General features: G+C 52.9%; 27 protein-coding genes. 9 read left to right on the top strand and 18 right to left on the bottom strand.

The annotated features are described in order from the left end of the window. Positions 1–230: 230 nt before the first annotated feature. Positions 231–1448 carry an alanine transaminase AlaA gene (alaA, locus tag JQ822_RS12710; RefSeq protein ID WP_213133757.1) on the top strand — a complete coding sequence of 406 codons (1218 nt, stop codon included), beginning with the start codon at positions 231–233 and terminating at the stop codon, positions 1446–1448. 83 nt (positions 1449–1531) lie between these two features. Continuing rightward, the gene (gene yfbR, locus JQ822_RS12705) at positions 1532–2131 is read left to right on the top strand and encodes a 5'-deoxynucleotidase (protein WP_213133756.1); all 600 of its coding nucleotides are present in this window, start codon (positions 1532–1534) and stop codon (positions 2129–2131) included. A 94-nt stretch (positions 2132–2225) separates the two neighbouring features. Here the strand turns inward: yfbR and JQ822_RS12700 are convergent, their stop codons facing one another. The 4 genes from JQ822_RS12700 to yfbV form a co-directional block, all read right to left on the bottom strand. Further along, a complete protein-coding gene (locus tag JQ822_RS12700) occupies positions 2226–4058 on the bottom strand; it encodes an SLC13 family permease (protein WP_213133755.1) in 1833 nt (610 codons plus the stop codon). 77 nt (positions 4059–4135) lie between these two features. Further along, positions 4136–4813, bottom strand: coding sequence for a sugar phosphatase (locus tag JQ822_RS12695; protein ID WP_213134079.1), 678 nt, complete (start codon positions 4811–4813; stop codon positions 4136–4138). Beyond that, the gene (locus JQ822_RS12690; protein WP_213133754.1) at positions 4806–5300 is read right to left on the bottom strand and encodes a YfbU family protein; all 495 of its coding nucleotides are present in this window, start codon (positions 5298–5300) and stop codon (positions 4806–4808) included. The genes JQ822_RS12695 and JQ822_RS12690 overlap by 8 nt, the downstream gene beginning before the upstream one ends. A gap of 83 nt (positions 5301–5383) precedes the next feature. After that, entirely contained in the window at positions 5384–5839 is a 456-nt protein-coding gene (yfbV, locus tag JQ822_RS12685) for a terminus macrodomain insulation protein YfbV (RefSeq protein ID WP_213133753.1), read from the bottom strand. Positions 5840–6178: 339 nt separating this feature from the next. On the opposite strand from yfbV, the gene ackA reads away from it, so the two are divergent. From ackA to yfcC, 3 genes are all read left to right on the top strand, one after another. Then, a complete protein-coding gene (gene ackA / locus JQ822_RS12680; RefSeq protein WP_213133752.1) occupies positions 6179–7381 on the top strand; it encodes an acetate kinase in 1203 nt (400 codons plus the stop codon). Positions 7382–7457: 76 nt separating this feature from the next. Beyond that, positions 7458–9602, top strand: a complete 2145-nt coding sequence (pta, locus tag JQ822_RS12675; protein WP_135321178.1) for a phosphate acetyltransferase — start codon at positions 7458–7460, stop codon at positions 9600–9602. Positions 9603–9800: 198 nt separating this feature from the next. Beyond that, on the top strand, positions 9801–11321 hold the full coding sequence (gene yfcC / locus JQ822_RS12670; protein ID WP_213133751.1) for a putative basic amino acid antiporter YfcC: 1521 nt from the start codon (positions 9801–9803) through the stop codon (positions 11319–11321). A 56-nt stretch (positions 11322–11377) separates the two neighbouring features. Here the strand turns inward: yfcC and yfcD are convergent, their stop codons facing one another. The 3 genes from yfcD to yfcF are packed head-to-tail and all read right to left on the bottom strand — an operon-like array spanning position 11378 to position 13240. Then, positions 11378–11932: an NUDIX hydrolase YfcD gene (yfcD, locus tag JQ822_RS12665; protein WP_213133750.1), complete on the bottom strand. Its 555-nt coding sequence runs from the start codon at positions 11930–11932 to the stop codon at positions 11378–11380. A gap of 56 nt (positions 11933–11988) precedes the next feature. Next, positions 11989–12540: a phosphodiesterase gene (gene yfcE, locus JQ822_RS12660; protein WP_213133749.1), complete on the bottom strand. Its 552-nt coding sequence runs from the start codon at positions 12538–12540 to the stop codon at positions 11989–11991. Positions 12541–12595: 55 nt separating this feature from the next. Further along, complete coding sequence (yfcF, locus tag JQ822_RS12655) at positions 12596–13240, bottom strand: glutathione transferase (protein WP_213133748.1); 645 nt, start codon at positions 13238–13240, stop codon at positions 12596–12598. Between the two features lie 136 nt (positions 13241–13376). Between yfcF and yfcG the strand changes: the two genes are divergently transcribed. The 4 genes from yfcG to JQ822_RS12635 all read left to right on the top strand — a co-directional run bounded on the left by yfcG (position 13377) and on the right by JQ822_RS12635 (position 15922). Then, on the top strand, positions 13377–14012 hold the full coding sequence (yfcG, locus tag JQ822_RS12650; RefSeq protein ID WP_213134078.1) for a GSH-dependent disulfide bond oxidoreductase: 636 nt from the start codon (positions 13377–13379) through the stop codon (positions 14010–14012). Positions 14013–14066: 54 nt separating this feature from the next. Beyond that, on the top strand, positions 14067–14429 hold the full coding sequence (gene folX, locus JQ822_RS12645) for a dihydroneopterin triphosphate 2'-epimerase (RefSeq protein WP_213133747.1): 363 nt from the start codon (positions 14067–14069) through the stop codon (positions 14427–14429). A 19-nt stretch (positions 14430–14448) separates the two neighbouring features. Continuing rightward, complete coding sequence (locus JQ822_RS12640; protein ID WP_213133746.1) at positions 14449–15342, top strand: TIGR01777 family oxidoreductase; 894 nt, start codon at positions 14449–14451, stop codon at positions 15340–15342. A 70-nt stretch (positions 15343–15412) separates the two neighbouring features. Further along, entirely contained in the window at positions 15413–15922 is a 510-nt protein-coding gene (locus JQ822_RS12635) for a GNAT family N-acetyltransferase (RefSeq protein ID WP_213133745.1), read from the top strand. Positions 15923–15958: 36 nt separating this feature from the next. Here the strand turns inward: JQ822_RS12635 and hisP are convergent, their stop codons facing one another. The 11 genes from hisP to accD form a co-directional block, all read right to left on the bottom strand. Beyond that, complete coding sequence (gene hisP / locus JQ822_RS12630; protein ID WP_213133744.1) at positions 15959–16732, bottom strand: histidine ABC transporter ATP-binding protein HisP; 774 nt, start codon at positions 16730–16732, stop codon at positions 15959–15961. 7 nt (positions 16733–16739) lie between these two features. Further along, positions 16740–17453, bottom strand: coding sequence for a histidine ABC transporter permease HisM (hisM, locus tag JQ822_RS12625; protein WP_096756354.1), 714 nt, complete (start codon positions 17451–17453; stop codon positions 16740–16742). After that, entirely contained in the window at positions 17450–18136 is a 687-nt protein-coding gene (locus JQ822_RS12620; protein WP_213133743.1) for a histidine ABC transporter permease HisQ, read from the bottom strand. Before JQ822_RS12620 ends, hisM begins: the two co-directional genes overlap by 4 nt. Positions 18137–18228: 92 nt before the next feature. Further along, entirely contained in the window at positions 18229–19011 is a 783-nt protein-coding gene (hisJ, locus tag JQ822_RS12615) for a histidine ABC transporter substrate-binding protein HisJ (RefSeq protein WP_135321167.1), read from the bottom strand. Positions 19012–19257: 246 nt separating this feature from the next. After that, complete coding sequence (gene argT, locus JQ822_RS12610) at positions 19258–20040, bottom strand: lysine/arginine/ornithine ABC transporter substrate-binding protein ArgT (RefSeq protein WP_135321166.1); 783 nt, start codon at positions 20038–20040, stop codon at positions 19258–19260. A gap of 287 nt (positions 20041–20327) precedes the next feature. Then, a complete protein-coding gene (locus JQ822_RS12605; protein WP_213133742.1) occupies positions 20328–20897 on the bottom strand; it encodes a UbiX family flavin prenyltransferase in 570 nt (189 codons plus the stop codon). 97 nt (positions 20898–20994) lie between these two features. Continuing rightward, a complete protein-coding gene (gene purF / locus JQ822_RS12600; protein ID WP_213133741.1) occupies positions 20995–22512 on the bottom strand; it encodes an amidophosphoribosyltransferase in 1518 nt (505 codons plus the stop codon). A 33-nt stretch (positions 22513–22545) separates the two neighbouring features. Beyond that, positions 22546–23034 carry a colicin V production protein gene (cvpA, locus tag JQ822_RS12595; protein ID WP_096756345.1) on the bottom strand — a complete coding sequence of 163 codons (489 nt, stop codon included), beginning with the start codon at positions 23032–23034 and terminating at the stop codon, positions 22546–22548. Between the two features lie 248 nt (positions 23035–23282). Continuing rightward, positions 23283–23945 (bottom strand): cell division protein DedD, encoded by a 663-nt coding sequence (dedD, locus tag JQ822_RS12590; RefSeq protein ID WP_213133740.1) that lies wholly within the window; start codon positions 23943–23945, stop codon positions 23283–23285. Next, complete coding sequence (gene folC / locus JQ822_RS12585; protein ID WP_213133739.1) at positions 23935–25203, bottom strand: bifunctional tetrahydrofolate synthase/dihydrofolate synthase; 1269 nt, start codon at positions 25201–25203, stop codon at positions 23935–23937. The genes dedD and folC overlap by 11 nt, the downstream gene beginning before the upstream one ends. Positions 25204–25329: 126 nt before the next feature. After that, positions 25330–26244, bottom strand: coding sequence for an acetyl-CoA carboxylase, carboxyltransferase subunit beta (accD, locus tag JQ822_RS12580; protein ID WP_135321099.1), 915 nt, complete (start codon positions 26242–26244; stop codon positions 25330–25332). Between the last annotated feature and the right edge of the window lie 107 nt (positions 26245–26351).

Below are 26351 nucleotides of genomic sequence, written 5' to 3'. Positions count from 1 at the left end.
CCACCACATCAAAGCCAACAAAACAAAATATATAACCAATAAAATACAATTATTAAGATTATTGCTCTAATTTTATTATATTATTTAGTCATTAAAAGTTAATTATAACTTCGCGACTTTTCAAAATCTTCTACTAAAGACCCTTCAAAACTTACCGTCGTGGGAGTACATTGTGCTGGGCTGACTTCCACGGCAGGGAGTGGCATTCACAGCTAAAAAGGTCAACGTTCATGTCCCCCATTGAAAAATCCAGCAAATTAGAAAACGTCTGTTATGACATTCGCGGCCCGGTTCTGAAGGAAGCAAAGCGCCTGGAAGAAGAAGGCAATAAGGTTCTTAAACTGAACATCGGCAACCCGGCGCCATTCGGGTTTGAAGCACCCGATGAAATTCTGGTTGATGTGATCCGTAATTTGCCCACCGCGCAAGGATATTGCGACTCAAAAGGTCTTTATTCCGCCCGCAAAGCAATAATGCAGCATTACCAGGCTCGCGGGATGCGCGATGTTACCGTGGAAGACATTTATATCGGTAACGGTGTTTCCGAATTGATTGTTCAGGCGATGCAGGCGTTGCTGAATAGCGGGGACGAAATGCTGGTGCCTGCGCCTGATTATCCGCTGTGGACGGCAGCGGTATCGCTTTCCAGCGGTAACGCTGTGCACTATCTGTGTGATGAATCCTCTGACTGGTTCCCGGACCTCGATGATATTCGCGCCAAAATTACCCCGCGCACGCGTGGGATCGTCATTATCAACCCCAACAACCCTACCGGCGCCGTCTATTCCAAAGAGCTGCTGATGGAGATTGTTGAGATTGCTCGCCAGCATAATCTCATTATCTTTGCTGACGAGATTTACGACAAAATTCTTTATGATGACGCCGAGCATCATTCTATTGCCCCACTGGCCCCGGATCTGCTGACCATCACCTTCAACGGCCTGTCAAAAACGTACCGTGTTGCGGGTTTCCGTCAGGGCTGGATGGTACTGAACGGACCGAAGAAACACGCCAAAGGGTATATCGAAGGTCTGGAGATGTTGGCCTCTATGCGTTTGTGCGCCAACGTTCCGGCGCAGCATGCCATCCAAACCGCGCTGGGCGGATATCAGAGCATTAGCGAGTTTATCATGCCGGGTGGACGCCTGTATGAACAGCGCAACCGTGCCTGGGAGCTGCTCAACGACATTCCCGGCGTCTCCTGCGTGAAACCCCGCGGCGCGCTGTACATGTTCCCGAAAATTGACGCTAAGCGCTTTAACATTCACGACGACCAGAAGATGGTACTCGACTTCCTGTTACAGGAGAAAGTGCTGCTGGTTCAGGGTACGGCATTTAACTGGCCGTGGCCGGATCATTTCCGTATCGTCACGCTGCCGCGTATTGACGATATCGAAATGTCACTGAGTAAATTTGAGCGTTTCCTGTCAGGGTATCATCAGCTATAAATCTGAAACAGGCTACCGGCATTTGCATCCGGTAGCCTTCTCTGCGCAAAATGACACGATGTTGTCATCACGCGAAGGTCACTATGAAGCAGAGCCATTTTTTTGCCCACCTATCCCGTCTGAAACTCATTAACCGTTGGCCGCTGATGCGCAACGTGCGTACCGAGAACGTGTCTGAACACAGTCTGCAAGTGGCGATGGTTGCGCATGCGCTGGCGGCAATCAAGAACCGAAAGTTTGGCGGTCAGATTAACGCTGAACGCATTGCTCTGCTGGCGATGTATCACGATGCTTCCGAAGTGCTGACCGGTGACCTCCCTACCCCGGTGAAGTACTTTAACTCGCAAATTGCCCAGGAATATAAAGCCATTGAGAAAATTGCCCAGCAGAAACTGGTCGATATGGTCCCTGATGAACTGCGAGATATTTTTGCGCCGTTAATTGATGAACAGGCCAGCAGCGATGAAGAGAGAGCGATCGTTAAACAAGCCGATGCGCTTTGCGCCTATCTGAAGTGCCTTGAGGAACTTTCGGCCGGAAATAATGAATTCAGGCTGGCGAAAACACGGTTGGAAAAAACGCTGGAGTCACGCCGCAGTGAAGAAATGGACTACTTTTTAGACGTATTTGTACCGAGTTTCCAGCTCTCGCTGGATGAAATCAGCCAGGATTCTCCGCTATAAATGCATAGCCCGGCGGCGGCTAACGCCTTACCGGGCCTACAAAAATGTAGCACTAGGCCGGATAAGACGTTAACGTCGTCATCAGGCAACAAAATCAAAACGGAAACAGCATCGGGATCATCACGATGCACACCGCCATGACAATCACCGTAAACGGCACGCCAATCTTCACGAAGTCGCTAAAGCTGTAGTTGCCCGGCCCCAGCACCAGCGTATTAACCGGCGAAGACACCGGCGTCATAAAGGCTGCCGAAGCCGCCATCGCAATCGCCATCGCAAAAGGATACGGTGAAACCCCCATCGACTTCGCCGCCGCTAACGCAATCGGCGCCATCAGCACCGCCGTCGCGGTATTTGAGATAAATAACCCGATAGTGGCGCACAAAACAAACAGGCAGCCCAACATCATGTACGGGCCATATCCCCCACCGACGTCCATCAGCCCTTTTACCACCAGATCAACACCGCCGGTTTTTTGCAGGGCCAGCGCAAAGGGCATCATCCCGACGATCAAAATAATGCTCGGCCAGTGAATCGCTTTATATGCGCTTTCGGCATCAATACAGCGGAATTTTCCCATCAGCAGACAGGCGATAATCGCGGCAACCGTGTTGGGGATTTCATCGGTCAGCATCAGTGCAACCATCAGGACCAGGCAGAAAATCGCATGCGGCGCCTGACTGTGTGCCGGAGAAGCTTCGCTGACTTCAACGGGCATATTCAGCACCACAAAATCGCGCCCTTTTTTCCCAAGCGCGGTGATCAGCTTCCAGTTGCCCACCACCAGAATAATATCCCCCATCAGCAGCGGTTCATTGACGACCGCCCCAGCCAGCGCCGCACCATCGCGCTTTAAGCCGACCACGTTAAGCCCATAGCGGGTACGAAATCCAATTTCCCGTACCGTCTTACCAATTAATTCCGATTCCGGGATCAGCGAAATTTCTGCCATGCCCACATCCAGCGCCTGTTCGGAGAAATATTCGCCGCGCAGTACCATCGGCTCCAGCAGTTGCTCGCTACAAAATTCACGCAGATCCACATCAGCGGTGGACATATCAATCAGCAAAACATCACGGGCTCGAAACTCAGAAACCCCGTTCACGTCGACAATGACGCGCCGAAAGCGCCGCCAGCGTTCAACGCCGATGACGTTTGCACCGTAACGCTCACGCAGCTTGAGATCGTCCAGACGCTGGCCAATCATGGGAGAACCTGGGCGAATCGCCAGGCGACGAGCGCGCCCTGTCAGGCGATATTCTTTAATCAGATCGCGAAAGGTCCGGCGCTTCCATCCATCGCCCTGCTGACCGGCATCATCGCCCTTCAGCATAAAACGCATCAGCAGCATATAAATTATGCCGAGCACCAGAACAACCAGCCCCAGCGGGGTAACGCTAAAAAAGCTGAAACCGTTAAGTCCCTCACGCAACAACTCACTGTTGACGACGAGGTTTGGCGGCGTTGCCACCAGCGTCATCATGCCGCTAATCAGCCCGGCAAAACTGAGCGGCATCATCAGGCGTGACGGTGAGGTTTGCATACGCATGGAGACGCTTAAAACAACCGGAATAAAGATGGCGACAACGCCGGTAGAACTCATGAACGCGCCGAGTCCGGCGACGGTAATCATCAGCAGCACCAGCATTTTCACTTCACTGCTGCCAGCCACCTTCACCAGCCAGGCCCCCATCACGGTCGCCACCCCGGTACGCACCAGGCCGTCGCCAATAATAAACAGGGCGGCTATCAAAATAACATTAGGATCGCTGAAACCAGAAAAGGCCTCAGAAATGCTCAGTGTTCCACTCAGAACAAAGGCAACAATGACCAGCAAAGCGACCGCATCCATACGCACTCTGCCCGTCGCAAACAAGACCACGGCAATCGCCAGCAATGAGAGAACCCATATCAATTCACCGTTCACAACATATCCTTGTTAAATGAGAGGGATGGACCGATTCTGCCATAAAAAAGCCCCAACAATCTGGGGCTAAATCATGATCAGGTATTTCTTACAACGACCACATTTCCGTTGGGTTGCTTGGTCACGGAAATATGTTCCAGACTGGTCAGCGAAAAATCGACCTCATCCAGTCGCGGCGTATCCGTTGGGGCATTTACCGCAATCACATGACACCCTGCAGCAAGCCCTGATAGCACCCCGGCGGGCGCATCTTCCACCACCGCACACTCCTGCGGTGCAAGGCCCAGTAGCTGCGCACCTAACAAATAGGCGTCGGGCTCTGGCTTGCCTCTTTTTACCCGCTCGGCAGTAACAAACACTTCCGGGGCCGGTAGACCCGCAACACGATGGCGCGCCCGTGCGACCGGCATTGAACCGGAGGTTACAATCGCCCATGGAATGCCCGCTTTGTTGAGATGGTTGAGTAAATCAACCGCCCCCGGCAGCGCGACAATCCCCGCGGTTTCCGTGGCCTCTATTTGCTCCAGGCGCGTAAACTCCGCGGCGATCTCCGCCTCTGACTTGCCCACCATAAAGTGTCGCAGAGAGGTAATGGCCTGCTTGCCGTGAATAAAGCCGAGCACCTCGGCGTGATCGAGACCAAAACGGTCGGCCCAGTTGCACCATGCTCGTTCTACTGCGGGTAAGGAATCGACCAACGTTCCATCCAGATCAAACAGAAAGCCTTTGCACTGCACGCTAGCCCCCTCAGGCATTAATGATTTGATTAATTTCATTCGCGCTCAGGTGATACTGACGCGGGCAGGAGTGCCAGACACTCAACATACGCTGATATTTTTCCCACATCGGCGTTTGGGCGTTAAAGCCGTGTGTGCCGGCATCAAAATGGGTGTAACGTCCTTCCACATTGACCATAAAACGCACGTAGCCGAGGAAGCGTGCTTCCGTTGCGGCATCAAAACCCAAAAACGTGACGCGTCTCTCATCAATGGCCTGGGCGTCTTTAAGGTTAGTCCAGGAAACATGTAATGCGTGATACATCTCCATAGTATCGATAATCGTGCGGCAGGTTTCTTCCGTCAGCTCACCAAAATCACGATCCAGCTCGCGCATCTGCAAGCCGTAACCGCGTTCAATAATCGTCTGTAAACGACGATAACGCTCGGCGTTGGTGGGATCGAGCATAGTCATCATTTTGTACTGGTTAGACAAAATAAGACGTTGAGCGTTGGTCATTTCCATTTGGTACTCCTGTATCACTACTGCTGCGATGAAAAAAAAGAAGGCATCTTGTGCCTTCTTTTATATGCGTAATCAGGGATCAATTACAAATCATCGAGGAAAGTTTTATCCAGTTGTTTGAAGGCACGCTTAAGCGTGTCAGCCAGCGCCTGATAATCAGGCTTCCCTTCGACCGGGGCCAGCGCCTGCCCGGCTTCCTGTAATTTTCCCCGGACTTCATAGAACCAGTTGAGAATCGAGGGCGGCAGCGGCGTTACGGAACGTTTACCTAACCACCACATGCCCTGCATCGGCAGGCTGAGCGCAAACAGCGCGGTCGCTACGGCCGGTCCCAGCTGTCCACCCAGCGCGATTTGCCAGCAGAGGGTAAAGACGGCGACAGGTGGCATAAAACGGGTTGCGTAACGCGTCATACGGATCACGCGATTCTCAACAAATACTGGCGCCAGGCGCTTTTCCATCGGCCACGTCTTAGCGTAGTGCTGCCCCCGGCGAAACAAACTGAAAAAATTTACGGAGCGATTATCCGGTGTCGACATGGCGGTTACCTCAACTTCACATATAAAATTTAAAAAATTTGTGCAAAACAACAACTACAAGGGACATCGTTCAAAACATTTTGTCTTCGATACCCACAATCAGGTATCCTGTGTCGGCCTGTAAGGCCTTTAGTCCAAAATCATTGAGTCGTCAAATTGGCATACAGTATGCCATTGCCTGAAAAATACGCAAAATGACATAAACTCAAAGGTATTTATTCCATCATGCCCAAAAAGACAACGGCGCATGATGTTAATCATAAACGTCAGTGTCATCATGCGCTACGCTCTATGACTTCCTGACGTTTTTTTAGCCACGTATCATAAATAGGTACTTCCATGTCGAGTAAGTTAGTACTGGTTCTGAACTGCGGTAGCTCCTCACTGAAATTTGCCATCATCGATGCAGTAAACGGTGAAGAATACCTCTCTGGTTTAGCCGAATGTTTCCATCTCCCAGAAGCACGTATCAAGTGGAAAATGGACGGCGGTAAACAAGAAGCGGCTTTAGGTGCAGGCGCCGCTCACAGTGAAGCGCTGAACTTTATCGTTAATACTATTCTGGCACAAAAACCAGAACTGTCTGCTCAGCTGACTGCGATTGGTCACCGTGTTGTTCACGGCGGCGAAAAATACACCGGCTCTGTGGTAATCGACGATTCCGTTATTCAGGGTATCAAAGACGCAGCCTCTTTTGCACCGCTGCACAACCCTGCACACCTGATCGGTATCGCAGAAGCGTTGAAATCCTTCCCGAATCTGAAAGACAAAAACGTGGCCGTATTCGACACCGCGTTCCATCAGACTATGCCGGAAGAATCTTACCTCTACGCCCTGCCGTACAGCCTGTACAAAGAACACGGCGTTCGTCGTTACGGCGCGCACGGTACCAGCCACTTCTATGTGACTCAGGAAGCTGCAAAAGTTCTGAACAAACCGGTTGAAGAACTGAACATCATCACTTGCCACCTGGGCAACGGTGGTTCTGTTTCTGCTATCCGTAACGGTAAATGTGTTGATACCTCCATGGGTCTGACCCCGCTGGAAGGTCTGGTGATGGGTACGCGTTCCGGTGACATCGACCCGGCGATCATCTTCCACCTGCACGACACCCTGGGCATGAGCGTTGACCAGATCAACAAAATGCTGACCAAAGAGTCTGGCCTGCTGGGCCTGACCGAAGTCACCAGCGACTGCCGCTATGTTGAAGACAACTACGCGACTAAAGAAGACGCTAAACGTGCAATGGACGTTTACTGCCACCGTCTGGCGAAATACATCGGTTCTTACACTGCGCTGATGGACGGTCGTCTGGATGCCGTCGTTTTCACCGGTGGTATCGGTGAAAACGCCGCGATGGTTCGTGAGCTGTCTCTGGGCAAACTGGGCGTTCTGGGCTTTGAAGTTGACCACGAGCGTAACCTGGCCGCACGTTTCGGCAAATCTGGTTTCATCAACAAAGAAGGTACCCGTCCTGCGGTGGTTATCCCAACCAACGAAGAACTGGTTATCGCGCAAGACGCGAGCCGTCTGACTGCCTGATTTCACACCGCCAGCAATGCTGGCGGTGCTGTTTTGTAACCCGCCAAACGCTGGCGGTAACGAAAGAGGATAAACCGTGTCCCGTATTATTATGCTGATCCCTACCGGAACCAGCGTCGGTCTGACCAGCGTCAGCCTTGGCGTTATCCGTGCAATGGAACGCAAAGGCGTAAGTCTGAGCGTCTTTAAGCCGATCGCTCAACCGCGTGCCGGTGGCGATGCGCCAGACCAGACTACCGCTATCGTACGTGCAAACTCATCTCTGCCAGCCGCTGAGCCGCTGAAGATGAGCCACGTTGAATCTCTGCTCTCCAGCAATCAGAAAGATGTGCTGATGGAAGAGATCATCGCAAACTATCATGCGAATACCAAAGATGCAGAAGTGGTGCTGGTTGAAGGCCTGGTCCCGACCCGTAAGCATCAGTTCGCGCAGTCTCTGAACTACGAAATCGCGAAAACGCTGAACGCGGAAATCGTCTTCGTGATGTCTCAGGGTACTGACACCCCGGAACAGCTGAACGAGCGTATTGAACTGACTCGCAGCAGCTTCGGTGGCGTAAAAAATACCAACATCACCGGCGTTATTGTTAACAAACTGAACGCACCGGTTGATGAGCAGGGCCGTACTCGCCCGGATCTGTCCGAGATTTTTGACGACTCTTCCAAAGCGAAAGTGGTTAAAGTTGACCCGGCTAAACTGCAAGAATCCAGCCCGTTGCCGGTTCTGGGCGCAGTGCCGTGGAGCTTTGATCTGATCGCCACACGTGCAATCGATATGGCGCGTCACCTGAACGCCACCATCGTTAACGAAGGCGATATCAACACTCGTCGCGTGAAGTCTGTGACTTTCTGCGCACGCAGTATTCCACACATGCTCGAGCACTTCCGTGCAGGTTCTCTGCTGGTAACGTCTGCCGATCGTCCTGACGTGCTGGTTGCGGCATGCCTGGCGGCAATGAACGGCGTAGAAATCGGTGCCCTGCTGCTGACTGGCGGCTACGAAATGGACGCGCGCATCACCAAACTGTGCGAACGTGCATTCGAAACCGGCCTGCCGGTATTCATGGTGAACACTAACACCTGGCAGACCTCGCTGAGCCTGCAGAGCTTCAACCTGGAAGTACCGGTTGACGATCACGAACGCATCGAGAAAGTTCAGGAATACGTTGCTAACTACATTAACGCTGACTGGGTTGAATCCCTGACTGCAACCTCTGAGCGCAGCCGTCGTCTGTCTCCACCAGCGTTCCGCTATCAGCTGACCGAGCTGGCACGTAAAGCGGGCAAACGCGTTGTTCTGCCAGAAGGCGACGAACCGCGTACCGTTAAAGCGGCAGCCATCTGTGCTGAACGTGGTATCGCGACCTGCGTACTGCTGGGTAACCCGGATGAAATCACCCGTGTTGCAGCGTCTCAGGGCGTTGAACTGGGCGCTGGCGTAGAAATCGTTGACCCGGATGTGGTTCGCGAAAGCTACGTTGCTCGTCTGGTCGAACTGCGTAAAAACAAAGGTATGACCGAAACCGTTGCCCGCGAACAGCTGGAAGACAACGTCGTTCTCGGTACCCTGATGCTGGAACAGGACGACGTTGACGGCCTGGTTTCCGGTGCTGTTCACACTACTGCTAACACCATTCGTCCTCCGCTGCAGCTGATCAAAACTGCGCCGGGTAGCTCTCTGGTGTCTTCCGTGTTCTTCATGCTGCTGCCGGATCAGGTTTACGTCTACGGCGACTGCGCGATCAACCCGGATCCGACTGCAGAACAGCTGGCAGAAATCGCTATTCAGTCTGCGGACTCCGCGATTGCCTTCGGTATCGAACCGCGCGTAGCAATGCTCTCCTACTCTACCGGCACCTCTGGTGCAGGTAGCGACGTAGAGAAAGTTCGCGAAGCAACTCGTCTGGCGCAGGAAAAACGCCCAGACCTGATGATCGACGGTCCGCTGCAGTACGACGCCGCCGTTATGGCTGACGTAGCAAAATCCAAAGCGCCGAACTCTCCGGTTGCAGGTCGCGCTACCGTGTTCATCTTCCCGGATCTGAACACCGGTAACACCACCTACAAAGCGGTACAGCGTTCTGCCGACCTGATCTCCATCGGGCCGATGCTGCAGGGTATGCGCAAGCCGGTGAACGACCTGTCTCGTGGCGCGCTGGTAGATGATATCGTCTACACCATCGCTCTGACCGCGATCCAGTCTTCCCAACAGCAGCAGTAACTTGCTGCGTGTGCCGGATGTCCTATCCGGCAACACATCTGCTTATCAAACCGGAAATAGCTGATATTTCCGGTTTTTTTATATCTGTTTTCCCGTTGGCATAATCTGAAACATTTGCCAGGATGCGCTGCATCAATGAATAACTATTCTCCTGTTTGCATACTTAACCTCTTTGCTTTGCAACAGGGATAGTCTTTCATGTCAGCAGTAACAGAATCACAACCCGCGAAAAAATGGGCCATGCCCGATACGCTAGTGATTATTTTTTTCGTCGCCATTTTAACCAGCCTGGCAACCTGGGTTATTCCCGTCGGGATGTTCGACAGCCAGGAGGTACAGTACCAGGTTGATGGGCAAACCAAAACCCGTAAGGTAGTCGACCCCCACTCTTTTCGCATTCTGACCAACGAGGCGGGAGAAGAGCAGTATCACCGGGTTAAATTTTTTACCACCGGCGATGAAAGCCCTGGATTGATGAACTTTCCGTTCGAAGGGTTAACCTCCGGCTCTAAATTCGGTACTGCCGTTGGTATCATTATGTTTATGCTGGTGATTGGCGGCGCGTTTGGCATCGTTATGCGCACCGGAACCATTGATAACGGCATCCTGGCGCTCATCCGCCATACCCGGGGTAACGAGGTCTTGTTTATCCCGGTGCTGTTTATTCTCTTCTCTTTAGGCGGGGCGGTATTTGGCATGGGGGAAGAGGCGGTCGCCTTTGCCATTGTTATCGCGCCGCTGATGGTGCGCTTAGGTTACGACAGCATTACCACCGTGCTGGTGACCTATATTGCCACCCAAATAGGTTTTGCCAGTTCGTGGATGAACCCGTTCTGCGTGGTGGTCGCGCAGGGTATTGCGGGCGTTCCAGTGCTCTCCGGCTCAGGTTTGCGCATCGTGGTGTGGGTTGTTGCCACGATGATTGGCCTGACCTTCACGCTGGCCTACGCGGCGCGCATCAAAAAGAATCCCCTGCTGTCCCGCGTTCATGAATCAGACCGTTTCTTCCGCGAACAACAGGATGAGGTCATTGAGCGTCGCTTTACGCTCGGCGACTGGCTGGTGTTGATGGTGCTAACGGGCGTGATCGTGTGGGTCATCTGGGGCGTTATTGTCAACGCATGGTTCATTCCTGAGATCGCCAGCCAGTTCTTCACCATGGGGCTGGTAATTGGCATCATCGGCGTGGTCTTTCGGCTCAACGGGATGACGGTCAACATTATGGCTTCCTCATTTACTGAGGGCGCGCGCATGATGATTGCCCCTGCCCTGCTGGTCGGTTTTGCCAAAGGGATATTGCTGCTGGTAGGCAATGGCGAGGCGGGAGATGCCAGCGTGCTGAATACCCTGCTGCACAGCATCGCCAACGGCATTAGCGGTCTGGATAACGCCATTGCGGCGTGGTTTATGCTGCTGTTCCAGGCGGTGTTTAATTTCTTCGTCACTTCCGGCTCGGGTCAGGCGGCGTTAACCATGCCGCTGCTGGCACCGTTAGGCGACCTGGTTGGCGTCAACCGTCAGGTCACCGTGCTGGCCTTTCAGTTTGGCGACGGATTCAGTCATATTATCTATCCTACGTCGGCGTCACTGATGGCGACGTTAGGCGTTTGCCGGGTGGACTTCCGCAACTGGCTGAAGGTCGGCGCCACGCTGCTCGGTCTGCTGTTTATTATGTCCAGCGTGGTGGTAATTGGTGCGCAGATAATGGGTTATCATTAAAAAACAATTGTCCGGCCTACACGATTTCTCGACGCTGTAGGCCGGACGAGCAGATTTTACTCCGCCTCTTCCTGTTTTTCGGCTTTCGCCGCTTCATTCTTGGCGTTGCGGGTCATCCACAGCGCCAGCGCTTTCAGCGAGTCCGGGGTGAACTCGTCGCAGCGCGCGGTAATCTCTTCCGGCGTCAGCCAGCAGACTTCGCTGATTTCTTCTTCCTGCAGCGCAAACGGACCGTGGGATACGCAGCTAAACAACCCGCCCCATACGCGACAGTTCTTATCTTCAAAATAGAACTGACCGTGTTCAGCAAACGGCACGCCCGCAATGCCCAACTCTTCTTCCGCTTCACGACGCGCGGATTCAAGCATTTGCTCATCCGCCTGGACAACGCCACCTGCGGTGGCATCCAGCATGCCGGGCAAAAAATCTTTTGTCTCGGTGCGACGCTGAACCAGAATTTTGCCCATACCGTCGTGCACGACGATATACGTTGCGCGATGACGTAGGCGTTGCGCCCGCATTTGTTCCCGGCTGGACTGTGCGATGACTTCGTTGTCTTCATTCACAATATCCACCCATTCCGTACTTGCCAAACGACGCTGTTCCACCATCAGGAAACCTTCTTTTTTCTAGCGCTCTTACGGCGCGTTTACGTTTGTGGGGTAACTTACGGATTAATCTCGATCTGCGCAATAACACTTTGATCATTGAGTGCCATTACGCTGAGAACATTATCATCCAGAATCCCGTAGCTTGCCGTAAAACCTCCCTTCGGAATACTGACCGAACCGGGGTTAAAGTGATAAATATCGCCACGCTTCTCGGCAACCGGCAGATGCGTATGCCCATAAATCAGCACATCACCTGCATTAAGCGCCGGGAGGTTTTCCGGACCAAAAAGATGCCCGTGGGTCAAAAAGAGCCGCTGGTTTTCTGTCAGAATCTGCTGCCACGGCGCGGTTATTGGAAAATGCAGGAGCATCTGATCCACTTCGCTGTCGCAATTGCCGCGTACCGCAATGATACGCGACGCCAGTTCGTTCAAACGGTCGGCAACCTGCGCAGGCGCATAGCCTTGTGGCAGGGCATTACGCGGACCGTGGTTTAAAATATCACCCAATATCACCAGCCATTGCGCACCGCTGTGGGCAAACAACTCAAGCACGCGTTCCGTGGCTGGCAACGACCCATGAATGTCCGATGCGAACATCAGTTTCATCACTCACTCCTCGTCGTAAAATACCTTTTAATGATACTGGATTATGGCTCGATTATCAGCAGGAACGCTTCGCTGACAGCGCGATAAAACGTTGTACCGACGCCCGCTGCCACTGAAAGGTGGCGTAGTCGGCTAACGCCTGTGGAACCTCATCTCCGTTTAGCACCAGACGATTAAGCATTAGCGCTAAGTCACAATCAGCGATACACCATTCGCCAAATAAATTCTGATTCCCGTGGGCCAGTAAACTGCCCGCGGTGGCGAACAGTTTTTCCGCGCAGGCTTTTCCTGCCTCGCTCAACGGACCTTTTTTCACGCCAGCAAAAACCACATCCGTTGAGCGTTCCTCACGAATAGGCATCAGATCGCTACGGATCCACGCCTGAACCTGGCGAGCCCGCGCACGTTTTTGCAGATCGTGCGGGTAGATCCGCTCCCATTGCGGTGGTGCGAAACGATCCTCCAAAAACTCAGCGATGGCCGAGGATTCGCTCACTTCAAAACCGTCAATCTCAAGAACCGGTACGCGGCGCGTCAGCGCATACCCTTGCCATGCCGGTTGTAAATGCTCGCCCGCGCTGAGATCGACGGTTTTCAGCGTAAAAGGCAGCCCCTTCTCTTGCAGAGCGACATACACAGATAACACGTACGGGGAGAAAAAGTTGGCATCTGACCACAGCGTAATTGCAGGTTTGCTCATAATGTCCTCGGGAGTGGATTGGCTTGCTTTCAAAATATAGAGTCTTTCTTACCCTGTCACTTGATGAAAACTCACGTACATCTGGAGGCTTTCTATACTTGTAATGACCTGGTTCATCACTCAACGGACGCTGAATATGATCGATCTCTACTACACCCCAACGCCCAACGGTCACAAAATCACGTTGTTCCTCGAAGAAGCGCAGTTGCAATACCGCCTGATTCATATCGATATCAGCAAAGGGAATCAATTTCACCCGGATTTTCTGCAAATCTCGCCAAATAATAAAATCCCGGCCATTGTTGATCACACCCCGGAAGACGGCGGTAAGCCGCTTAGCTTGTTTGAGTCGGGTGAAATTTTACTCTACCTGGCGGAGAAGAGCGGCAAGCTGCTCAGCGGCGAATTACGCGAACGCCATACCACGCTGCAGTGGCTGTTCTGGCAGGTTAGCGGTCTGGGTCCCATGCTGGGCCAGAATCACCATTTCAATCACTTCGCCCCCCAGACCATCCCTTACGCCATTGAGCGATATCAGGTTGAAACCCAGCGGCTGTACAACGTGATGAACAAACGTCTGGAAATATCCCCCTGGCTGGGTGGCGATCACTATAGCATTGCGGATATTGCCTGCTGGCCGTGGATTAATGCCCATCAGCGCCAGCGCATCGATCTCGACAATTATCCGGCGGTCAATAACTGGTACGAACGCATTCGTACGCGGCCCGCCACAGAACGTGCTTTGCAGCACACCCAGAGTGAGAAGAGGTAACGTAATTCGGTTCTCGTGTATCATGCAGAGGTTCATACATGGAGGAAACCTGCAATGTCACAACCTGACGCGATTATTCGTATAAAAAACCTTCGTCTGCGCACTTTTATTGGCATCAAAGAAGAGGAGATCCTGAACCGCCAGGATATCGTCATTAACATCGCCATTCACTACCCGGCAGACAAAGCCCGATCCAGCGAAGATATCAACGATGCGTTGAATTATCGCACTATCACCAAAAACATTATTTCGCACGTAGAGAATAACCGCTTCTCATTATTGGAAAAATTAACCCAGGATGTGCTCGATATCGCACGTGAACATCACTGGGTCACTTATGCTGAAGTGGAGATCGACAAACTTCACGCATTACGCTACGCCGACTCCGTGTCCATGACGCTGAGCTGGCAGCGATAACCACTATCCGGGAGGCGATATGCAGATTCTGATTACCGGCGGTACTGGCCTGATTGGACGCCATTTGATCCCCCGCCTGCTGGAACTGGGACATCAGATAACCGTGGTGACACGCACCCCTGATAAGGCCAGCCAGATTCTGGACTCCCGGGTTACACTCTGGAAAGGGCTGGAGGGCAGACCCAACCTCAATGGCATCGACGCTATCGTAAACCTTGCCGGCGAGCCTATCGCCGATAAGCGCTGGACGACTGAGCAAAAGGAACGTCTGTGCCAGAGTCGTTGGGGAATAACCCAGAAACTGGTCGATTTAATCAAGGCCAGCGATGCACCGCCGGCGGTGTTAATTTCCGGTTCCGCAATGGGCTACTACGGCGATCTGGGCGAAGTGGTTGTCACGGAGGAAGACCCTCCGCACAACGAATTTACCCACAAGCTGTGCGCCCGCTGGGAGCAAATTGCCAGCGCTGCGCAAAGCGATAACACGCGCGTCTGCCTGCTGCGTACCGGCGTCGTGCTGGCACCGGCGGGCGGGATCCTGGGGAAAATGGTCCCACCGTTTCGCCTTGGTCTGGGCGGTCCCATCGGCAACGGGCGTCAGTATCTGGCCTGGATCCATATTGATGATATGGTCAACGCGATCATCTGGCTGCTGGATAACGATTTGCGCGGTCCATTCAATATGGTCTCACCATACCCGGTGCGTAACGAACAATTTGCCCATGCGCTGGGTCATGCTTTGAATCGCCCCGCCATCTTACGCGTTCCCGCCACGGCTATGCGGTTGCTGATGGGGGAATCCTCAGTGCTGGTCCTTGGCGGTCAGCGCGCATTACCTAAGCGGCTGGAAGCCTCCGGTTTTGCGTTTCGCTGGTATGACTTAGAGGAAGCGCTGGCCGACGTCATTCGATAAGTCCGATTGCTGTTTACTGTCGCCATTACGGTGGTAAGGTTATAGACCTGACTTCTGTAATGGCGAATTTATGGCGATAATTACCACCCCGCGACTTACCCTCTCCCCGTTTCAACCGACTGACTGGCCGTTTTTCCTGCGGCTGCGCGAAAGTCCGGACATTATGCGTTTTATGGGCGATATCTCCCCGGCAAAAGAAACGCGCCTGCTGTTCGCCCGACGGTTGAATGCGGCACATACTTTCGTCATCCGCCAACATCATGACGCGACCCCGCTGGGTGATATTGGCTTACAGATTAGCCATCTTTATCCGCAGGAAGCCGACATTGGTTACGTCATCATTCCACAGGCACAGGGAAAAGGTATCGCCAGCGAGGCGGTGCGCGCGGTATGCGATTATGCCTTTCAGCACGTTGGCGTAACGGCAATCAACGCCTACGTACTGGCAGACAATAAAGGCTCCGTGCGCATACTGGAGAAGACCGGCTTTGTGCGAACCCAGGTGCTTGAGCAAGCGTATGAAGTGAACGGTGTGCGTTATGACGACTGGGTTTATCGTCTGGGGTGCAGCAAGTCGTAAGCCCGGCAAGCGACGCGCCGCCAGGCAATCACTCGCTTACTTCAGCGATCCTTTAAGGAACTGTTGTAAACGTGGGCTTTGCGGATTACCGAAGACCTGCTCCGGATTGCCTTCTTCTTCAATTTTCCCCTGATGCAGGAAAATTACGTGCGTGGAGACATGACGGGCAAATCCCATTTCGTGGGTGACGACCACCATGGTTTTCCCCTCTTCGGCCAGTTTTTGCATAATGCGCAGCACTTCACCCACCAGCTCAGGATCAAGGGCTGACGTCGGTTCATCAAAAAGCAGCACCTCAGGCTCCATCGCCAGCGCGCGCGCAATGGAGACACGCTGCTGCTGACCACCGGACAGATGCACCGGATATTTACCCTGCGCGCGTTCATCGATACCCACTTTTGCCAGATATTTCACCGCGCGCTCGCGGGCTTCCTGCTTGCTCAGCCCCAACACCTGAATGGGCGCTTCCATGACGTTTTCCAGCACCGTCATGTGGCTCCACAGGTTAAAGTGCTGAAAGACCATGGTCAGGCGCGTGCGCAGCAGACGCAGCTGATTTTTGTCCGCCACCTTAAGCTGGCCGTCTTTGTCGCGCACCAGACCAATATTCTGACCACTGACCACAATCGACCCAGCGCTGGGTTTTTCGAGAAAGTTAATGCAGCGCAGAAAGGTACTTTTACCGGAACCTGACGAACCAATAATACTGATAACATCGCCCGCATTAGCCTGCAGCGATACCCCTTTCAGCACTTCATGTTCGCCGTAGTGTTTGTGTAAATCGATAACGTTTAATTTATTTTCAGACATGATGTTCTCAGTGCGTCGAAGGTTTTACATGCTGCAACCAGCGTTTTTCCGCTTTACGGAACAGACTGATCAGGACATACGAAATCATCAAATACAGCACGGCTGCAATACCGAAGGCGGTAAACGGCTGGTAGGTCGCCGAGTTGATATCGCGGGCAATTTTCAACAAATCCGGCACCGTCGCCGTAAAGGCCAACGCCGTGGAGTGCAGCATTAAAATAACCTCATTGCTGTACGCAGGCAGTGCAATACGCAGTGCGGAAGGCAAAATAATGCAGCGATACATTTTGAAGGATGAAAAGCCGTAGGCACGCGCGGCTTCAATCTCACCGTGAGGCACCGAACGTATAGCCCCGGCAAAGATCTCGGTGGTATAAGCGCAGGTATTCAGCGTTAATGCCAGCACGGTGCAATTCAGCCCGCTGCGGAAAAACGCGTTGAGGAGGTCCGTCCCTTTGACGATCTCCAGCGTGTACATTCCGGAATAAAACACCAGTAGTTGAACGTAAAGCGGCGTCCCACGAAAAATATAGGTAAATAGCCAGATGGGAAACTGGATAAACTTATTGCTGGATACGCGACCAATCGCTAAAAACAACGCCAAAATCCCGCCCATCACCACGGATGAGATCAGCAACCACAGGGTGATCGCCACGCCGGTAAAACGATAGCCGTCGGTCCACAACAGGGATTTCCAGTACTCCTGAATAATCTCAATCACAGGTCAGCCCTCTTCACACCCACGGAGTAGCGGCGCTCAAGGTACAGCAGCACACCATTAGACACGGTGGTAAACACCAGATAGATAACCCCGCACACCACGGCAAAATAGAACGGCTCCCAGGTACTCTTCCCGGCAAGCTGTGTCGCTTTCACCACGTCTTCCAGGCCGAGCAGTGAAACCAGTGCCGTCGCCTTCAGGATGACCTGCCAGTTATTACCAATTCCCGGCAGCGCGTAGCGCATCATCGCCGGAAACATAATCCGACGGAAAATCTGTGAGCTGGTAAAACCGAACGCCGTCGCCGCTTCAATATGGCCTCTGGGAACCGCCATAAACGCGCCACGGAACGTTTCGGTAAAATAGGCCCCGTAGATAAAACCGAGCGTGATAATCCCCGCCACCATCGGATCGATATCAATCTGGCTGATACCGACAGCGTCAGTAACGACGTTAAGTGCGATTTGTAACCCGTAAAAGATGAGCAACATTAAGACGAGATCGGGTACCCCGCGGATCAGCGTCGTATACCCTTCGAAAATAAGCCCCATTGCCCGGCTTTGCGACAGCTTTGCTCCCGCGCCGACAAGACCTATCAGAACCGCCAGCACCACTGAGCTGAGAGCCAGCTCAAGCGTCACAATTGCGCCCTGTAAAATTACACCTGAAAAGCCATACAACATGCTGCCTGTCCTGTCGTGTGTGGTAGCTCTAGGCCTCTTTTCTCCCTCCCGCAGTCGCAGGAGGGAGCGGGCTTTATCAAAAAACGGGGGGATTAACCGCCGTAAACATCAAAATCAAAGTACTTCTTCGCCAGCTTCTCGTAAGTCCCGTCAGCGCGCATTTCTGCAAACGCTTTATTCAGTGCTTCGCGCAGTTCGTTATCGTCTTTGCGCAGCCCCATACCGGTACCTACTCCGAACAGTTTCTCATCTTTCACAGACGGGCCGCCGAATTTGTAATCTTTGCCTACCGGCTGCTTCAGGAAACCTTCGCTGGCCGCAACTTCATCCTGGAACGCGGCGTCAATACGGCCTGCCGTCAGGTCAGAATAGATATTGTCCTGCCCCTGATAGGAGACAATTTCAATACCTTTAGGCGCCCAGTGTTCGTTGCCGAACGTTTCCTGAGTTGTGCCCTGAAGTACACCGACACGCTTGCCTTTCAGCGACTCAATGGTCGGCTGGATAGCGGAATCTTTAGCGACCACCAGACGAGAGTCTGCTGCATAAAGCTTGTCGGTAAAGGCGATTTCCTGCTGACGTTTTTCAGTGATCGAAAGCGAAGACATAATAGCGTCGATTTTCTTCGCTTTTAACGAAGGGATCAGCGCATCAAGCGGGTTCTCAACGAAGGTACACTGTGTATTAATGCGTTTGCAGAGTTCTTTCGCCAGATCGATGTCAAAACCAACCAATTCACCCTGCGCATTTTTCGACTCAAACGGGGCATAAGTGGGATCGGTACCGATACGCACTTTTTGCGGAATAGCTGCAAAGGCTGCGGTAGCGCTGGAGAAAGCCAGAACCAGAGAAAGAGACAACACCAGTTTTTTCATAACTATCCTCAACAGACTGTCTTTTATAGGGGATCTTTACAGGACCAGGTGCAGTTATCGTGCCATTAATCAGGCCGACAAGGCAAAGTATTCTACCCTGTCGGCGGTATTTTTTTGCATGAAAAGCGCTTAACTATGCAATCATGCTCATTAAGTCAGCGATAAAGGCACCAAAACAGTGCACTGCAATGATTATGCACCGTAATGGTTAACCCCAATGGTGCAGTCCATTTCCCTATCGGCGTATTAATCACCGTAGACATTAAAGGTAAAATACTTTTTCGCCATTTTGTCGTAGGTACCGTCTTTGCGCAGCTCGCCCAGCGCTTTATCAAACGCGGCTTTCAGCTCAGCATCATCTTTGCGCAAACCAATCCCGGTTCCGTCGCCAAAATATTTTTTGTCTTTTACCGAAGGGCCCGCAAAATCGTAGTCCTTACCTGCCGGTTGTTTCAGGAACCCTTCGCTGGCTGCGACTTCGTCCTGCAACGCGGCATCCAGACGCCCTGCTGTCAGGTCAGAATAGATAAGATCCTGGTTGGCATAGGCCACCACATCCACGCCTTTGCTGCGCCAGGTGTCATTGGCGTAGGCTTCCTGGGTGGAGCCTTGCAGTACGCCAACATGTTTCCCCTTCAGCGAATCAAGAGTGGGCTGGATCGGTGAACCTTTCGCGGCAATCAGACGCGAGTCTGCTGCGTAAAGTTTGTCTGAGAAAGCGATCTCTTGCTGGCGCTTCTCGGTGATGGAAAGCGAGGAGATGATGGCATCGATTTTCTTCGCTTTCAGGGAGGGGATTAGCGCATCAAAGTCGCTGGCAACCCAGGTACATTTAATCTGCATACGCTTACACATCTCATTTCCGAGATCGATATCAAAGCCGACAAAATCGCCTTTGGCATCTTTAGAGGAGAATGGGGCGTAGGTGGTATCTGTACCAATACGAACTGTCTGCGGAAGCGCTGCGTAGCTGGCCGCGGTTGCGGAAAGTCCTACCAGCAAAGACAAAGCAAGTACCGTCTTCTTCATACATAACCCTCAAGTGGCATAATTTTATTATGTTTTACGTTGTGTTGTGTGTTTGCAGACTTTTTCATGCAGGTCTTATGCCATTTTCGCGTCGATGAGGATATTCGACGTTAAATATGTTAATAAAACGTTGCAATATTGTCCTGATTTTGAAGATAGCAGGTCTGACGGTTGAACCGCAGCGTTTCGTTGAGTTTTAACGAATTAAATGTTGAGGATATGATCGCGGTTACAAAATTGCCCTGAAACAGGGCAATGAATGCAGATACGCACGCAGGCGGAGCGGCTTATGCCCCCTGCCAGCGAGTAAAGAGATCCTGCGGAAGCGTGATGTCGAACTGGTCGAGTACGCGATTAACCGTTTGATTAATCACATCATCCAGCGTCTGAGGACGATGATAAAACGCCGGAACCGGCGGCATAATCACCGCGCCTATTTCAGCCGCCTGCGTCATCAGTCGCAGATGCCCCAGATGCAGCGGCGTTTCACGTACGCACAGCACCAGCGGACGGCGCTCTTTCAGCACCACGTCGGCCGCACGGGTCAGCAGCCCATCGGTATAACTATGGACAATGCCGGAAAGCGTTTTAATTGAACAAGGCAGAATGACCATCCCTGCCGTCTGGAATGAACCGGATGAAATACTGGCGGCGATATCGCGCGCGTCATGATTCACATTGGCCAATGCCTGCACGTCGCGTACAGAGAGGTCCGTTTCCAGCGCCAGCGTCTGCCGCGCCGCCGCGCTCATCACCAGATGGGTTTCCACATCGGCAACGTCACGTAAAACCTGTAACAGCCGCACGCCGTAAATTGCACCGCTGGCGCCAGAAATACCAATGATGAGTCGTTTCATGTTTAATCGCCCTTTCTTGTTTCAGGGCTGACTTTGCAGGATTTTGCGGGGAGTTGCAAGCAAGGGCACCACTCGCGCCCTTGCCTGAAGGTGAGCATTAACCTTCGTTGTGCATCTCGAGGTTTTCCGCTTCGTTTTGACGCAATACCGCTTTGGCGTCGTCATTACGCAGGGAATCAAGGAAATCAAGATACTGTTGGTCAACGTCTTTAGTAACGTACACGCCGTTGAACACAGAACATTCAAACTGCTGAATTTCCGGGTTCTCAGCGCGGACGGCTTCGATCAGATCGTTCAGATCCTGGAAGATAAGACCGTCAGCGCCAATGATTTGGCGGATCTCGTCAACTTCGCGGCCATGAGCAATCAGCTCCGTCGCCGTCGGCATATCAATGCCGTAAACGTTCGGGAAGCGGATTTCCGGCGCAGCGGAGGCCAGATACACCTTCTTCGCTCCGGCCTCACGCGCCATCTCGATAATCTGTTCTGAGGTGGTCCCGCGCACGATGGAATCATCTACCAGCAGCACGTTTTTATCACGGAATTCCGCACGGTTGGCATTCAGCTTACGGCGCACAGATTTACGACGTAACTGCTGGCCCGGCATGATAAAGGTACGGCCCACGTAGCGGTTTTTCACAAAGCCCTGGCGGTACGGTTTGCCGAGAATACGGGCAATTTCCAGCGCGATGTCGCACGAGGTTTCTGGGATGGGGATCACCACGTCGATGTCCAAATCCTCCCACTCACGGGCAATTTTTTCGCCAAGCTTAGTGCCCATATTCACGCGAGCGCTGTAGACGGAAATTTTGTCGATGAAGGAGTCCGGACGCGCAAAGTAAACGTACTCGAACAGGCACGGATTGCTGACCGGATTATCGGCACACTGGCGGGTAAACAAGTTACCTTTTTCGGTAATATAGACCGCTTCACCCGGTGCAACATCGCGCAGGAATTCAAAGCCCAGCGTATCCAGCGCCACGCTCTCGGAGGCCACCATATACTCGGTACGGCCATCACCGATATCGCGCTTGCCCAACACCAGCGGACGGATGCCGTTCGGATCGCGAAAGGCGACCATGCCGTGACCGATAATCATCGCCACACAGGCATAAGCGCCGCGGATCTGGCGGTTGGTTGCCGCAATAGCAGCAAAAATATTGTCCGCTTCCAGCGGGTAATGGCGGAAGTTATCCAGCTCGCTGGCAAAAATATTCAGCAGGATTTCTGAATCGGAAGTGGTGTTGATGTGACGGCGCTTTTCTTCGAACAGCTTTCTACGCAGCTCATGGGCGTTGGTCAGATTGCCGTTGTGGGCAAGCGTGATACCGTACGGTGAGTTGACGTAAAAAGGTTGAGCTTCGGAGGCGCTGGAGCTGCCAGCCGTTGGGTAACGCACATGCCCGATGCCCATATTGCCCTGCAAACGCTGCATATGGCGAGCTTCAAAAATGTCGCTCACCATTCCATTCGCTTTTCGCAAACGGAAGCAGTTGTTGGCATCAATGGTAATGATGCCAGCGGCATCCTGGCCACGATGCTGGAGCACCGTTAACGCGTCATAAATCGACTGGTTTACCGGCATAACACCGGCGATACCGACAATACCGCACATACGTCTTTTCCTCGTTCAGCAACGACCCAAAATTTATACTTTGGGCAAGAAACTTGACGAGCTTTGCAGATAGTCAAAGAACCATCTGATGATGAAACTGAACTGCGGGATCAGCTGCGACTTACTCCAGTCTTCACTTTTCGACACACCGGTAAACGTATCGAGAAAGAACAGTATGGCGGCGACGATCAACGCTCCTCGCAGAGCACCGAAGCAGATCCCCAACACCCTGTCGGTACCCGACAGACCTGTTTTCTCCACCAGTTGGCCTATCACAAAGTTAACGATAGCACCGACGATAAGCGTCGCGATAAACAGTATCGCGATAGCAATCCCATTTCGAACCAGTTCGTCTTCAAAGCCCGTAAACCAGACAGACAGGTAAGTGTAGTAATGGCTGGCGACAAAGAAAGCACAACCCCAAGTCACCAACGATAATGCTTCACGAACAAAGCCACGGATCAGGCTAACCAGACAGGAAAAACCAATCACCGCGATAATGGCGTAATCAATCCAGACCATATGTGTCCCACGATTTTACGCCCTGTCGTCCTGTTCGGGGCGCATTCTAACAGAAAAAGAAAACGTTTGCGTAGGGATTTCCTTTCCACGCGTAAATAAAAATGGCGCTGAAAAAATCTTCAACGCCATCTGACTTTTTGCCTCTTCGGGCACTACCGGATGGCAGTGTAAACACCTTTTCCGGCCTACAAAACAGCGACACTCCAGGCATGATAAGACGCAGAGCATCGCCATCTGGCAACCCTAACTTAGTTCGGGCTGTAACCCATCACTACCCCACTCAAGCCGGAGATCTTCTGCAGTTCGCCAAGCGAGTTTTTCAACTTATCTCTGGAGGCGTCAGGCCCAACGAGAATACGGGTTATTTTACCCTGTACTGGTGTTGACGGGGAAGTAAATACCCGGAAGCCAGCGCCACGAAGTTTGCCCACGATCTCATTGACCTTATCCGCATTTTTTAGCGCACCGAGTTGCACAACATACGCTTTACCGGTCGGGGCCGGGGCTTCTTCGACGACCGGTTTCGGGGCCGGAGTCGGTGCCGGCGCAGGTGTAGCAACAACAGGCTGCGGCTTCGGTTTAGGCTTCGGTGGTTCAACAGGCGCAGGTATAGGATCGAACTCAGCGCTGTTTGCCGTCGCCATGCGCGACGGATCCAACGACGGCGCAGCGGCATCACCCGCACGCACCTCTTCTGCTGCACCTTCCGGCGGTTGCGTCGGCAGCGCCTGCGTTGCTGCAGGCATCATATCCGGCTCATCACGGTCGCCGGGTTTAGGTACCAACGGAATAGCCGCGAACTCATCCTGATAATGTTTTTTCTGCCCGTCAAGCAGCCCGGGAAGCACAATCACCCCGAGCGCCACCAGCACAATCGTGCCGACTAATCGATTCTGAAACTTACTCGCCACCGCTTCTCCCCACGTCTATCACTTCCATGACATGTGCGACAGTGTGAAACGATCCACACACCAACACGGTATCTTCTGGTTTAGCCTCTGCCAGCGCTGAATACCATGCCTGCGCCACGCTGTCATACGCCTTACCGTTGCCCAGGTGCTCCAGCAGTTGTTCTGCCGTCGCACCTCGTGGCCCCTCCAGGGGCGCACAATACCACACGTTAACCACGCTTTTCAGCCAGGCCAACGTACCGGCAATGTCTTTATCATGTAGCATACCGATAACCGCAAGCACACGCCCGTTTTTCACTAACTTTTTCAGACGTCCGGTCAGATATTCTGCTGCATGAGGATTATGCGCGACATCAAAAATAACGCGCGGCGACTCGCTCGCAATCTGGAAACGCCCCGGTAAAATCGCCTGCTCAATCCCCTCACGAATCGCCTGCTCGCTGACATTAAGTCCGCTGGCCCGCAGCGCGGCCAGCGCAGTGGCGGCGTTAGGCTGCGGAACCTGGGGTAACGGCAGATGCATCAGCGTACCGTCTCCGTCCGTAAAGGACCAGTCACTTTCCGTAACCGCATAGCGCCAGTCAACGCCACAGCGCTGCAAAATAGCCCCGGTCTCTTGTGCCACATCGGCAATGGTGTAAGGCATCTCCGGTTCGCCGACGATAGCCGGTTTTTCTGCACGGAAGATCCCGGCCTTCTCACGGCCGATGCTTTCGCGATCCGGCCCCAGCCAGTCAGTATGATCAAGCGCAATACTGGTGACGACGGCAACATCAGCATCGACAATATTGGTAGCATCAAGACGCCCGCCCAGGCCGACTTCCAGAATAACGACATCAAGCTGAGCCTGCTTAAACAGACACAGCGCCGACAGCGTACCGTATTCAAAGTAGGTCAGGGAAATGTCGCCGCGTGCGGCTTCAATCTCGGCAAATGAGGCGGTATGTGCTGATTCCGGCAGTTCCCCCCCCAGCACGCGCACGCGCTCCGTGTAGCGCACCAGATGAGGAGAACTGTACACCCCGACTTTATATCCCGCCGCTGTCAGTACGGATTCCAGCGTACGGCAGGTCGTACCCTTACCGTTAGTACCCGCCACCGTGAAAACAAACGGCGCAGGTTTCAGCACGCCCAGTTTGCCCGCGACCTGGCTTACGCGCTCAAGGCCGAGATCGATGGTTTTACTGTGCAGGTTTTCCAGATAAGAAAGCCACGACGCCAGGGGCGACGCGGCTTGGGGAATACGTTTATTGTCCATGATGCCTGTAGATTCGTTACGTTAATAAAAGCAAAAGGGCAGCGCCTGTGGCTCTGCCCTTTTTTACCCGTCATTTTTCAAGTTGCAGATACGTTGGCTGCAACTCGAAATCCATAGAGTAAATTATCAGGCCTCTGCTTCCTGATCGGGTACCGGAGGTACCACTACGCCTTCACTCGGCTCATCCGGATTCGGCGCAGGAAGATTCATCAGCTTCGCCAGAACGCTTGCCAGCTTAAGGCGCATTTCCGGACGGCGAACGATCATGTCGATAGCGCCTTTTTCAATCAGGAATTCACTGCGCTGGAATCCCGGCGGCAGTTTTTCACGTACGGTTTGCTCGATAACGCGCGGACCGGCAAAGCCGATCAGTGCTTTCGGTTCAGCAATGTTCAGGTCGCCCAGCATCGCGAAGCTTGCTGAAACACCGCCCATGGTTGGGTCGGTCAGTACTGAAATATACGGTAAACCGCGTTCCTGCATTTTTGCCAGCGCAGCAGAGGTTTTAGCCATCTGCATCAGCGACATCAGCGCTTCCTGCATACGCGCCCCGCCAGAAGCGGAGAAGCAGATCAGCGGACAGTTGTCTTCCAGCGCCTGCTCAACGGCACGGACGAAACGTGCGCCAACCACAGAACCCATGGAGCCGCCCATAAACGCGAACTCGAATGCGGCAGCAACAACCGGCATACCGTGAAGCGTGCCTTTCATTACCACCAGCGCATCTTTTTCACCGGTTTCTTTCTGCGCAGAAGCCAGTCTGTCTTTGTACTTCTTGGAGTCACGAAACTTCAGCACGTCTTTCGGCTCAAGCTCGCTACCCAGTTCCACAAGAGAACCTTCATCTAACAGGCTATGCAGGCGATTGCGCGCCGACATGCGCATGTGATGGTCACACTTCGGACAGACCTCAAGATTACGTTCCAGCTCAGCACGGTATAATACCTGACCGCAGCTATCACACTTGGTCCACACCCCTTCAGGAATGCTTGCCTTGCGGGTGGGAGTAATGTTGCTTTTAATTCGTTCAATCCAGCTCATTGGTGACCTTTCTGCCTGAACCTTAGTCAGCTTTGTTATAAGGGGCGCATAATGCCAGTTTTGCCCCCAACAGACCATGAATGTTGCACATTAAAACATAACAGCCC

The organism is Citrobacter sp. FP75 (assembly GCF_018342065.1).
GTDB lineage: Bacteria > Pseudomonadota > Gammaproteobacteria > Enterobacterales > Enterobacteriaceae > Citrobacter.
This window is presented reverse-complemented; position numbering and strand designations above follow the sequence as displayed.

Bases quoted from the DNA above. Each gene is read 5' to 3' on its own strand.
- folX (WP_213133747.1), top strand. From the start codon at position 14,067: ATGTCACAACCTGACGCGATTATTCGTATAAAAAACCTTCGTCTGCGC.
- purF (WP_213133741.1), bottom strand. From the start codon at position 22,512: ATGTGCGGTATTGTCGGTATCGCCGGTGTTATGCCGGTAAACCAGTCG.
- JQ822_RS12690 (WP_213133754.1), bottom strand. From the start codon at position 5,300: ATGGAAATGACCAACGCTCAACGTCTTATTTTGTCTAACCAGTACAAA.
- yfcE (WP_213133749.1), bottom strand. From the start codon at position 12,540: ATGAAACTGATGTTCGCATCGGACATTCATGGGTCGTTGCCAGCCACG.
- JQ822_RS12640 (WP_213133746.1), top strand. From the start codon at position 14,449: ATGCAGATTCTGATTACCGGCGGTACTGGCCTGATTGGACGCCATTTG.
- yfcC (WP_213133751.1), top strand. From the start codon at position 9,801: ATGTCAGCAGTAACAGAATCACAACCCGCGAAAAAATGGGCCATGCCC.
- JQ822_RS12620 (WP_213133743.1), bottom strand. From the start codon at position 18,136: ATGTTGTATGGCTTTTCAGGTGTAATTTTACAGGGCGCAATTGTGACG.
- yfbR (WP_213133756.1), top strand. From the start codon at position 1,532: ATGAAGCAGAGCCATTTTTTTGCCCACCTATCCCGTCTGAAACTCATT.
- ackA (WP_213133752.1), top strand. From the start codon at position 6,179: ATGTCGAGTAAGTTAGTACTGGTTCTGAACTGCGGTAGCTCCTCACTG.
- yfbV (WP_213133753.1), bottom strand. From the start codon at position 5,839: ATGTCGACACCGGATAATCGCTCCGTAAATTTTTTCAGTTTGTTTCGC.
- JQ822_RS12695 (WP_213134079.1), bottom strand. From the start codon at position 4,813: ATGCCTGAGGGGGCTAGCGTGCAGTGCAAAGGCTTTCTGTTTGATCTG.
- yfcD (WP_213133750.1), bottom strand. From the start codon at position 11,932: ATGGTGGAACAGCGTCGTTTGGCAAGTACGGAATGGGTGGATATTGTG.
- accD (WP_135321099.1), bottom strand. From the start codon at position 26,244: ATGAGCTGGATTGAACGAATTAAAAGCAACATTACTCCCACCCGCAAG.
- yfcF (WP_213133748.1), bottom strand. From the start codon at position 13,240: ATGAGCAAACCTGCAATTACGCTGTGGTCAGATGCCAACTTTTTCTCC.
- JQ822_RS12605 (WP_213133742.1), bottom strand. From the start codon at position 20,897: ATGAAACGACTCATCATTGGTATTTCTGGCGCCAGCGGTGCAATTTAC.
- JQ822_RS12635 (WP_213133745.1), top strand. From the start codon at position 15,413: ATGGCGATAATTACCACCCCGCGACTTACCCTCTCCCCGTTTCAACCG.
- alaA (WP_213133757.1), top strand. From the start codon at position 231: ATGTCCCCCATTGAAAAATCCAGCAAATTAGAAAACGTCTGTTATGAC.
- cvpA (WP_096756345.1), bottom strand. From the start codon at position 23,034: ATGGTCTGGATTGATTACGCCATTATCGCGGTGATTGGTTTTTCCTGT.
- argT (WP_135321166.1), bottom strand. From the start codon at position 20,040: ATGAAGAAGACGGTACTTGCTTTGTCTTTGCTGGTAGGACTTTCCGCA.
- hisP (WP_213133744.1), bottom strand. From the start codon at position 16,732: ATGTCTGAAAATAAATTAAACGTTATCGATTTACACAAACACTACGGC.
- yfcG (WP_213134078.1), top strand. From the start codon at position 13,377: ATGATCGATCTCTACTACACCCCAACGCCCAACGGTCACAAAATCACG.
- hisJ (WP_135321167.1), bottom strand. From the start codon at position 19,011: ATGAAAAAACTGGTGTTGTCTCTTTCTCTGGTTCTGGCTTTCTCCAGC.
- folC (WP_213133739.1), bottom strand. From the start codon at position 25,203: ATGGACAATAAACGTATTCCCCAAGCCGCGTCGCCCCTGGCGTCGTGG.